Source organism: Aeromonas sp. s11, from assembly GCF_040907945.1.
Classification (GTDB): Bacteria; Pseudomonadota; Gammaproteobacteria; order Enterobacterales; family Aeromonadaceae; genus Aeromonas; species Aeromonas veronii.
Genome location: NZ_JBFOCU010000014.1, coordinates 44,583 through 52,830, shown reverse-complemented (window position 1 = coordinate 52,830; position 8,248 = coordinate 44,583). Strand labels below are relative to the sequence as shown.

The following is an 8,248-nucleotide window of genomic DNA, read 5'->3' as shown; positions in this document are numbered from 1 at the left end:
TAAATAACTGATCCCAATAGTGCTACACCTTCGCTGTGCCATAGCCATTCCCCGGGAAAGGAGACACGGTATCCATGAAGTGTTTCACTCGGGCCAGCAGGTTTGCCATCCCTCTGCATTGATGATTGCGCGTGATGGTTTCATGTAACTTGTGCCATAGCCGTTCTATGTGATTAACCCAAGGGCTGTAAACTGGCTGGAACACCAGGCAGAACTTGGGATTCTTCTTCAACCATCGCTCGGTCTGTTTGCTTTTGTGAATGATGTAGTTATCGAGGATCAACGTGATGGTTTTGGCTCGTCGGTAGTGGTGGCGCAGCTTTTCCAGCATGGCAATAAACAGCGATGAGTTTTTCTTGATCCCGCTGACGTAAAGTACCCTTCCGTTGCCTGCGTGGAGAACGCCTGCCAGATAATGCTTGGCATTCTGCCCCGGTGTGACAACCCGCTTTTGCTGCGCTCTGAACATCCAGTCGGCTCCTAATTTGGGATTGAGGTCTATATCGACTTCATCCTCATAAAACACCGGATTATCGGCATCACAGCGGGCCAGCGCGGCGTCGATATTCGCCATTTTTTCCTGATAGGCTGGGTCTTTTATCCGCAAGGTCGGCACGGGCCTGCGCCAGACAATGCCCATACGAGGTAACCATCGGCGGAGCGTGGAGGCTGCCACATTGAGCCCTGTTAACCGATTGATTTTTATAGCCAATAGTTCAGTACACCAACGGCTGCGCTGATAACCAAAATCTTGCGGAGAAAACTGCATGAGCAGCACCAGTAAGGTGACAATCTTGGCGATAGGTAAGACTGGGGCACGGCCAGCCGGTAAGGCTTCTAGCGCATCTATGCCTTCATCTCGATACCACCGAAGCCAACGACCGATGGTCGAGCGCGCAGCGCCGGTAAGGTGATGAACATCGGTGATCGTGCGTCCTTCATGTAACAGCAAGATGGCCATCAAGCGACGAGCATGTCCTTTATCACGGGTGGCATGGATGATTTTGTGAATGCGGCGCCGTTGTGGTCGTGGCAGAGGTGGTAGGATAGGCATCAACTCAGTCCTTTGGGTGTGGCTTGTTTTGTTTAGCGACTAATCAGATCGCACAAACTGGACTGAGTTCCCTTCCTCCGGTGATCTACTATTCGGAACAGCTATTTAGCAATGATGCTTGTCCGGAATGTACTTTTGCTTACTACATCTTCATTTCTTTCTGTCATTTTCTATTTACCAGACTGGTTCACAATTTCTGTTTTGGATGTGGCGTTATAAGAAGTAAGTTGCCACTTAGGTTATATTTTTTTTCATGCTTTATGTGAAGAGAATTTACTGAGAATGGCAGCGCTCCTGAATACTTAGGTTTTCAATTGGTACATATTAACCGATGGCGTGGGTATGGAAAACTGGGATGAAGAAAAAATAGTATAGAAGTTCGAATAATGCAGCGTGTTCGGACAATCGAGGGTGTTAGTGTGCCGAAACTATAGCCAATAGCCTGAATCGAACAGGTCAGGTTTATTACGCGGCTATACCTGAGTTGGCTAATGTTGCCTTACAGATGGATCAATACATAAATCAATCCTGCCGCCGCTGGGGTCAATCAGCTGATCACGTTTGGCGATCATGCCCCCTCAGATTTCACCTGTAAAAATGCCGACCCTCGGGTCGGCAGTTTCAAGAAATAGGGTGTGGGGCGAAACAGTATGAGAAATGGTTGCCCTCTATGACCGGGCTATTTATCCGCCTTGCCCGCCGCATCGGCAAGTTTGGCCAGCTGTTTGTCATACCAGGCCACCGGGCGGTTTTCATCTTCCGCACGCTCCTTGCGCCGGATGGCGTTGCGCACCGCCATGGCACCCAGCCAGCGGAATGGCTCTGGCGGGAAGTAGCCGCGCGGGCCGCTTACCAGGGCGCAGTCACGCCAGGGTTTATCCTCCTCCCGCACTTCATCTCTCACCAAAGCCGCCAGTACTTGACCGCCCATCCAGCTCTGCGCCACCCCGTTGCCGGAGTAACCGAGGCCATAGACAATATTGGGCTGCCCTCGCCAGTGGCCGAAGAAGGGGAGGCCATCTACCGAGCGGTCGGAGGCGCCGCACCAGCTGGCGGCGATGGGCACCTCTTTGAGCGCCGGAAAGAAGCGGCGAAGGGTGCGGGTAAGGGGGGCAAGATAACGGCTCGGTGCATCAAACTCGGCCAGATGGCGGTTGGCAAAGGCGAAGGTGTTGCCCCCCTTGCCCAGCATCAGCCGCCCTTGCGAGGTGGAGCGGTAGTAATGCACAAAGGTGCGGCCATCCACCACGGAGCGGCCGTGCTCAAGCTGCTGGGCAGCCAGTGCATCCGGCGCGGGGTCGGTTATCACCATATCGGAGGAGACCAGCACTATGCTGCGGCGAAACTCGCGAAAGTGCTGCACCATGGCGCTGTTGAGGGCCAGCACCACCTTGCGGGCACGTACCTCACCTTGCGGCGTTTGCACCCGTGCAGGCTGGCCCGCCTCAAGGCGCTGCATGGGGGAGTGCTCATAAACCTCGACCCCCAGTTCCCGCGCCACCCGCAGCAGGCCGCGCACCAGCAGTGCCGGTTGCACCGAACCCGCGTGGGGGCTGTAGAGCCCCTCCAGATGAACGTGGGAGCCGCTCTGGCTCGCCAGTTTATCCTCTTCAATCACTTGCCACTGGTTAAGGTCTGCGCGTTTGAGTTCCTGCAATACCGGCTCCATCAGGCCGCGCTGGGCCTCGCTGGTGGCTGTGTAGCAGGTGCCCTCGACCCTCAGCTCCGCTTCTATGTTGTGCGTTTCGCAGAAGCGGGCGATCTCGTGCACCGCCTGCTCGGATCTTTGTACCAGCCAGGCGGCCTGCTCTTCCCCAAAGAGACGCTTTAAGGTCAGGTATTTGGCCGACCAGGTAAGCAGGCAGCCGCCGTTGCGCCCGGAGGCGCCGCTGCCGCAGCGATCTTTCTCCAGCACTATGACGTGCAGGTGGGGCTCGGCCTGTTTAAAGGCGATGGCGCTCCACAGCCCGGTAAAGCCGCCGCCGACGATGCAGACATCGGCCTCGTGGTGGCCGACTAGGGGCGTGGGCGGTGCGGGTTGTTCGGCGGCGAGCGCTTCGGCCAGCCAGAAGGGGAGAGTGGACATGATGACTCCTCGATAAGGTTATTGGTGGCGCCAGCGCTGGGTGCGATCCAACAGGGCGCGGCTCAAAAAGAGCTGGAGCAGCTTGACGGTGGCGGCGGCCAGCAGGATCAGGGTAGCCATGGCGGCGGCCGCGGCGGTATCGCCGGAATCCTCCATATTGAGCACGGCGATGGAGGCGAGCACGCTGTCGCTCGAATAGAGGAAGATCACCGCCGAGGTGGTGGTCATGGCGTTGACGAACAGATAGATAAAGATCTCCAGCAGTGCGGGCAGGGAGGCGGGCAGGGTGACTCGCCAAAACGCCTTCCAGAGCGGAATGCGCAATGAGATGGCCACCAGCTCCAACTCCTTGGGCAATTGCTTGAGGCTGGTCAGCGCCGTCATATGACCCACGGTGTAGTAGTGGATGACGCAGGAGAGCACCATCAGTGGCAGAGTGCCATAGAGGCTGCCAAAGAGCGGATTGCCGTTGAAAAAGAAGATGTAGCCCAGTCCCAGCACTATGCCGGGCACCGCCAGCGACAGCATGGCGAGCAGATGCAGCAATTGGCGAAGCCGTGGGAAGTGGCGCCCCTTCTCCTGCGCCCAGGCCAGCACCATCACCAGCACGGTACCGATAAGCGCGGTATAGAGGCCCAGCTGCAAGGTGTTGGTAAAGGGCTGCCAGCCGTAGACGCTGTTGCTGTCAAAGGCGTAGTGATCCAGCGTCAGCCCGAGGTTGTAGGGCCAGAACTGCACCAGCGAACCGTAAACGGCCATCCCCACCAGCGCCAGAAACAGCAGGGCCCAGAGCGTGCACCAACCGAGCGCCAGCAGATCCCGCAACCGATGGGGTTTGGGTTGATAGGGCACCGCCTTGGTGCTGCTCTGCTCCTGCATCTTGCTGCGCACTCTGTGCTCCAGCGCAAAGCTCAACAGTGCCGGCAGCAGCAGAGTGACGCTGGCAACGGCGCCGAGGGAGAAGTTCTGCATCCCGATCACCTGCCGGTAGATATCGGTGGCCAGCACGCTGTACTGGCCGCCAATCACCTTGGCTACCCCGAAGTCGCAGATGGTGAGGGTGAAGACGGCGATGGCGGCGCTGAGCAGGCCATAACGGGCGGTAGGCAGGGTGACGGTGACAAAGGTGCGCCAGCCGCTGCTGCCCAGCACCCGGGAGGCTTCATAGAGGCGGGCGTCGCTCTGGCCGAGCGCCGTGATAAGGATCATCAGGGCGTGGGGGAAGCACCAGAAGCCAAGACCGATGACGATGCCGATGGGGCCGTAGATGCTCTCGCCGCCGAGCAGCCCCTTGGCGATCCCCTGATTGCCAAACCAGTAGACCAGACTGATGGCGGGCAACAGGGAGGGCATCAACAGCGGGATCAAACCGATGAGGCGAAACAGGGGCTTGCCCGGCATACAGGTGCGGGTGAGGGCGTAGGCGTAGCCAAAGGCGATGGTCACCACCAGCGCGGTGATCAGCACCCCGAGCCAGAGGGTGTTGCCGATGGTGCGCCCCAGATGAGGGGAGTCGAAGTAGGCGCTGAAGTTGGCAAGGCCTATCCAGAGGCCATTTTCATCCTGCAGGCTCTTTTGCAGCATGGTGAGCAACGGTAGCAAAAGGCCCCCCACCAGCAGGGTGATACCGAGCACAAGCAGGATCAGTTGCAGCAGCTGATCCCGGCTCCAGCCGCGACAGAACCGCTGCCAGCGGCCGTCTTGGCGGGCTGTCACTGATGGCAGCAGGGAGGAGGTCGCGAAGGGGGCTGTCATGGGCGATCTCCTTCAAACAGCTGCATCGCCCCGGCGGGCCAGTGCAGCGAGCAGCGCATGCCGCTGCGCCAGCCACCCTGTTCGTGGCGGGGCAGCTCGTGGGTCGGGCGCTCCACCAGGATCTGCTGCGGGCCCAGATAGGTGTCGGCGGTGCAGATAAGACGCTGGGCAGCGCCGAGAAACTCCACCTGATCGATGGTTGCTTCAACGCCATGTTGGCCAAGATACGGCTCGCTCGGCGCACTCAGGGTGATTGCCTCGGGGCGGATCGCCACCTGCAATTTGCTGCCGGCAGCGGCCTGGTTGGCAAGTGTCAGCGGTTGTTCGTTGAGGCGCACCTGATTGGGGCTCAGCACCAGGGTGTCGAGGAAGTTCATGGTGCCGACAAAGCTTGCCACGAAACGGCTGGCAGGCTGGTGGTAGATCTCCTGCGGGGTGCCCACCTGTACGATGCGGCCGCCCTCCATCACCACGATGCGGTCGGCCATGGTCAGCGCCTCTTCCTGATCGTGGGTCACCATGATGGTGGTGATGCCAAGGCGCTGCTGCAGGGCGCGGATCTCGCTGCGAAGGTGGGTGCGTACCAGCGCATCCAGCGCGCTGAGCGGTTCGTCCAGCAGCAGCAGGCCGGGGGAGAGGGCGAGCGCCCGGGCCAGCGCCACCCGCTGCTGCTGTCCGCCAGAGATCTGGCTCGGGTATTTGTGGGACTGGGCAGTGAGATCCACCAGCCCCAGCCAGTGATCGACCCGCTCCTTGATGAGATCCCGCGCCAGCCCCTGATTCTCAAGGCCGAAGGCGATGTTCTGGGTCACCGTCAGGTTGGGGAAGAGAGCATAGGACTGAAACACGATGCCAAAATCGCGCTCCTGGGGCGGCAGGCGGGAGATATTTCGCCCCCCTTGCCAGATCTCGCCGCTGTCCGGCAGATCCAGTCCGGCGATGGCTCTGAGCAGGGTGGTCTTGCCGCAGCCGGAGGGGCCGAGAAAGCAGATAAACTCCCCCGGCTCAATGGTCAGAGAGATCCCCTTGAGGGCCTGAAAAGCACCGAACTGCTTGTTGAGATGTTGAATGTCCAGATAGGGCTGGGTCATGGTTCGACTCGCTACTGATTTGGTATATACCAGTTTGCGGGTGAAGTGTGACGGTCAGGTGATCGGGGGATGACAGCTTGATGACAGTCAAATGAGATCGGGTCGCCAGCAAGTGGCTGGGCACTGTGCGAATGGACTAAGCATCGCTACTTGAAGGCAATGTAAACTCGGGAAGTTAAAACCAAAAAGCGAAGGCCAACAGCTGTTGGCCTTCGACTGGCAGTTTATTGGCAGCGGTGTGTCTGGCGTGAACAAACCGCCGCCCTCTACGCTTACTGTTTGGCTTCGGTCTTGCCGTCGAAGCTGGCACTCCACTGGGCCAAGATGGCGTTACGCTCGCGGGCAGCCCAGCTAAAGTCGTTGTCGATCATCTGGCCTTTGATATCCGCCGGATAGCCCGCTCTAGGTTGGGCTACATCGGGGATGGCGACCACGGCGAACGACTTGTTGTAGAGGGCGTTGGCCTGTTCGGTGGCGGCAAAGTCGAGCAGCTGTTTGGCGGCTTCCAGCTTGGGGGTGCCCTTGATGATGGCGGCAGCTTCCATATCCCAGCCCGACCCCTCTTTCGGGAACACCACCTCGATGGGGGCACCCTTGGCCTTGAGGCTGGTGGCCGGGAAGTCGAAGGAGATCCCGATCACCGTCTCGCCGCTGGCGGCCAGCTTGCAGGGGGCGGAGCCCGAGTGGGTGTAACGGTCGATGTTCTGGTGCAGGCCGTTCATGAATTGCCAGCCCTGCTGCTCACCCATGGTCTGCAGCCAGCCCGCAACGCTCAGGTAACCGGTGCCGGAGGAGCTGGGGTTGGGCATGATCACCTTGCCCTTGTAGATGGGCTTGGTGAGGTCGGCCCAGCTGGTGGGGGCCGGGATCCCCTGTTTTTCCGCCTCTACCTTGTTGAAGCAGATGGCGCTGAAGAAGGCGTCCAGACCGATCCAGTGCGGCTCGGCCTTGCTGTCGCGAAAGCGGCTGTCGAGTTTATCCAGCCCTTTCGGTGCATAGGCATTGAGCATCTGCTGCTGATCGAGCTGCATCAGGCTGGTGGCGGCCAGTCCCCATACCACATCCGCTTTGGGCTGCGCTTTTTCTGCCAGCAAGCGGGCGGTGACCACGCCTGTGGAGTCACGCACCCACTTGATGTTGATGTCCGGATGCTGGCGTTCGAACGCGGTTTTCAGCTCGTTGAGCTGCTCCGGTTCGAAGGCGGTGTAGACGGTGAGATCGGTCGCGGCCAGTGCCGGGGCGGTCATGGCAGCCAGCACGGCGGCGGCCAGCAGATGGGTTCCCTGTTTCATCCTCTTCTCCAGTTAAATTGGTTTGGTATAAACCAGATTGGTCGAGAGAGAGGCTAGGGGATCTTTATGACGTGACCGTGACAGCCCCGTGACGTTTTGCCGTTCCTGATTTATCCGTGACTAATCCTGGGTATCCACCTCGATCTCCAGACTGTCGTGACGCCAGTACTCCAGATCGAAGTCGAGCACCCGGCCGTGCTGATCGAAGTTGAGCCGCTCGAGGCGCAGGGCGGGCAGACCGGCGGTGGCCCCCAGCGCCTTGGCCACCTCGTCCGGCAGGGCGGTGGGGAAGAAGCGCACCTGCATGCGGGCATAGTGGAGATCGTAATGGGCCTGGTAGATCTCGGTCAGGCTGCCGTTGAGATCCAGTGCCAGCAGGCCGGGCACCCGCTCTGGCAGGCAGTGGTTCTCGCAGTAGCAGATGGCGCGCCCGTTGGCATAGCGCAGCCGTTTGAGCAGAAACAGGCTGTCGAACGGCTTGAGCTGCAGCTGCACCATCAACGCGGGCGGCACCGCCTGGCGGCTTTTCTCCAGCAGTTCGGTGCGCGGCTCACCCCCTTGCTCCCGCACTATCTGGTGAAAGTTGGAGGTGCGTCGGGGGTTCAAGCGAAAGCGCGGCGGTGTGACGAACCAGCCGCGGCGATCCTCCCGATAGATAAGGCCGTTCGCTTCCAGCTGCACCAGCGCCTCGCGGATGGTAACCCGGGTGGTGCCATAGAGTTCCCCCAGCAGCCGCTCGGAGGGGAGCTTGTCGTTGGGGGCCAGACCCCCCGCCAGGATCTGGTTGGCGAGGGCATCCTTGATCTGCAGATATTGGGGTTTGCTCATGAAAATCCCTGGTTTTGCAATAAGTTGTGCAATGAGTTGGGCAATGGGCTGGGCACAGGGCAGGTCATCTGCCCGGTCGTTACACGGCAACATCAACATGCGTTGGTAGATACCAGCAGCGCCCCTGCTGTTCAGGCTTCCT

At 59.7% G+C, this 8,248-nt stretch carries 6 protein-coding genes; all 6 read right to left on the bottom strand.

Features of this window, described 5'->3' with window-relative positions:
• Positions 1–22: 22 nt before the first annotated feature.
• Positions 23–1,054: an IS630-like element ISAhy2 family transposase gene (locus tag AB5Y84_RS03085; RefSeq protein WP_001809438.1), complete on the bottom strand. Its 1,032-nt coding sequence runs from the start codon at positions 1,052–1,054 to the stop codon at positions 23–25.
• 679 nt (positions 1,055–1,733) lie between these two features.
• A complete protein-coding gene (locus AB5Y84_RS03080) occupies positions 1,734–3,140 on the bottom strand; it encodes an FAD-dependent oxidoreductase (RefSeq protein WP_368176340.1) in 1,407 nt (468 codons plus the stop codon).
• 18 nt (positions 3,141–3,158) lie between these two features.
• A complete protein-coding gene (locus tag AB5Y84_RS03075) occupies positions 3,159–4,895 on the bottom strand; it encodes a putative 2-aminoethylphosphonate ABC transporter permease subunit (protein ID WP_368176339.1) in 1,737 nt (578 codons plus the stop codon).
• A complete protein-coding gene (locus AB5Y84_RS03070) occupies positions 4,892–5,986 on the bottom strand; it encodes a putative 2-aminoethylphosphonate ABC transporter ATP-binding protein (RefSeq protein ID WP_368176338.1) in 1,095 nt (364 codons plus the stop codon). The genes AB5Y84_RS03075 and AB5Y84_RS03070 overlap by 4 nt, the downstream gene beginning before the upstream one ends.
• A 272-nt stretch (positions 5,987–6,258) precedes the next feature.
• Positions 6,259–7,278, bottom strand: coding sequence for a putative 2-aminoethylphosphonate ABC transporter substrate-binding protein (locus AB5Y84_RS03065; RefSeq protein WP_005352506.1), 1,020 nt, complete (start codon positions 7,276–7,278; stop codon positions 6,259–6,261).
• Between the two features lie 120 nt (positions 7,279–7,398).
• Positions 7,399–8,106, bottom strand: a complete 708-nt coding sequence (phnR, locus tag AB5Y84_RS03060; protein WP_157160679.1) for a phosphonate utilization transcriptional regulator PhnR — start codon at positions 8,104–8,106, stop codon at positions 7,399–7,401.
• Between the last annotated feature and the right edge of the window lie 142 nt (positions 8,107–8,248).

Coding starts and splice junctions, on each gene's coding strand:
- AB5Y84_RS03085 (WP_001809438.1), bottom strand. CDS start 1,054: ATGCCTATCCTACCACCTCTGCCACGACCACAACGGCGCCGCATTCAC.
- AB5Y84_RS03080 (WP_368176340.1), bottom strand. CDS start 3,140: ATGTCCACTCTCCCCTTCTGGCTGGCCGAAGCGCTCGCCGCCGAACAA.
- AB5Y84_RS03075 (WP_368176339.1), bottom strand. CDS start 4,895: ATGACAGCCCCCTTCGCGACCTCCTCCCTGCTGCCATCAGTGACAGCC.
- AB5Y84_RS03070 (WP_368176338.1), bottom strand. CDS start 5,986: ATGACCCAGCCCTATCTGGACATTCAACATCTCAACAAGCAGTTCGGT.
- AB5Y84_RS03065 (WP_005352506.1), bottom strand. CDS start 7,278: ATGAAACAGGGAACCCATCTGCTGGCCGCCGCCGTGCTGGCTGCCATG.
- phnR (WP_157160679.1), bottom strand. CDS start 8,106: ATGAGCAAACCCCAATATCTGCAGATCAAGGATGCCCTCGCCAACCAG.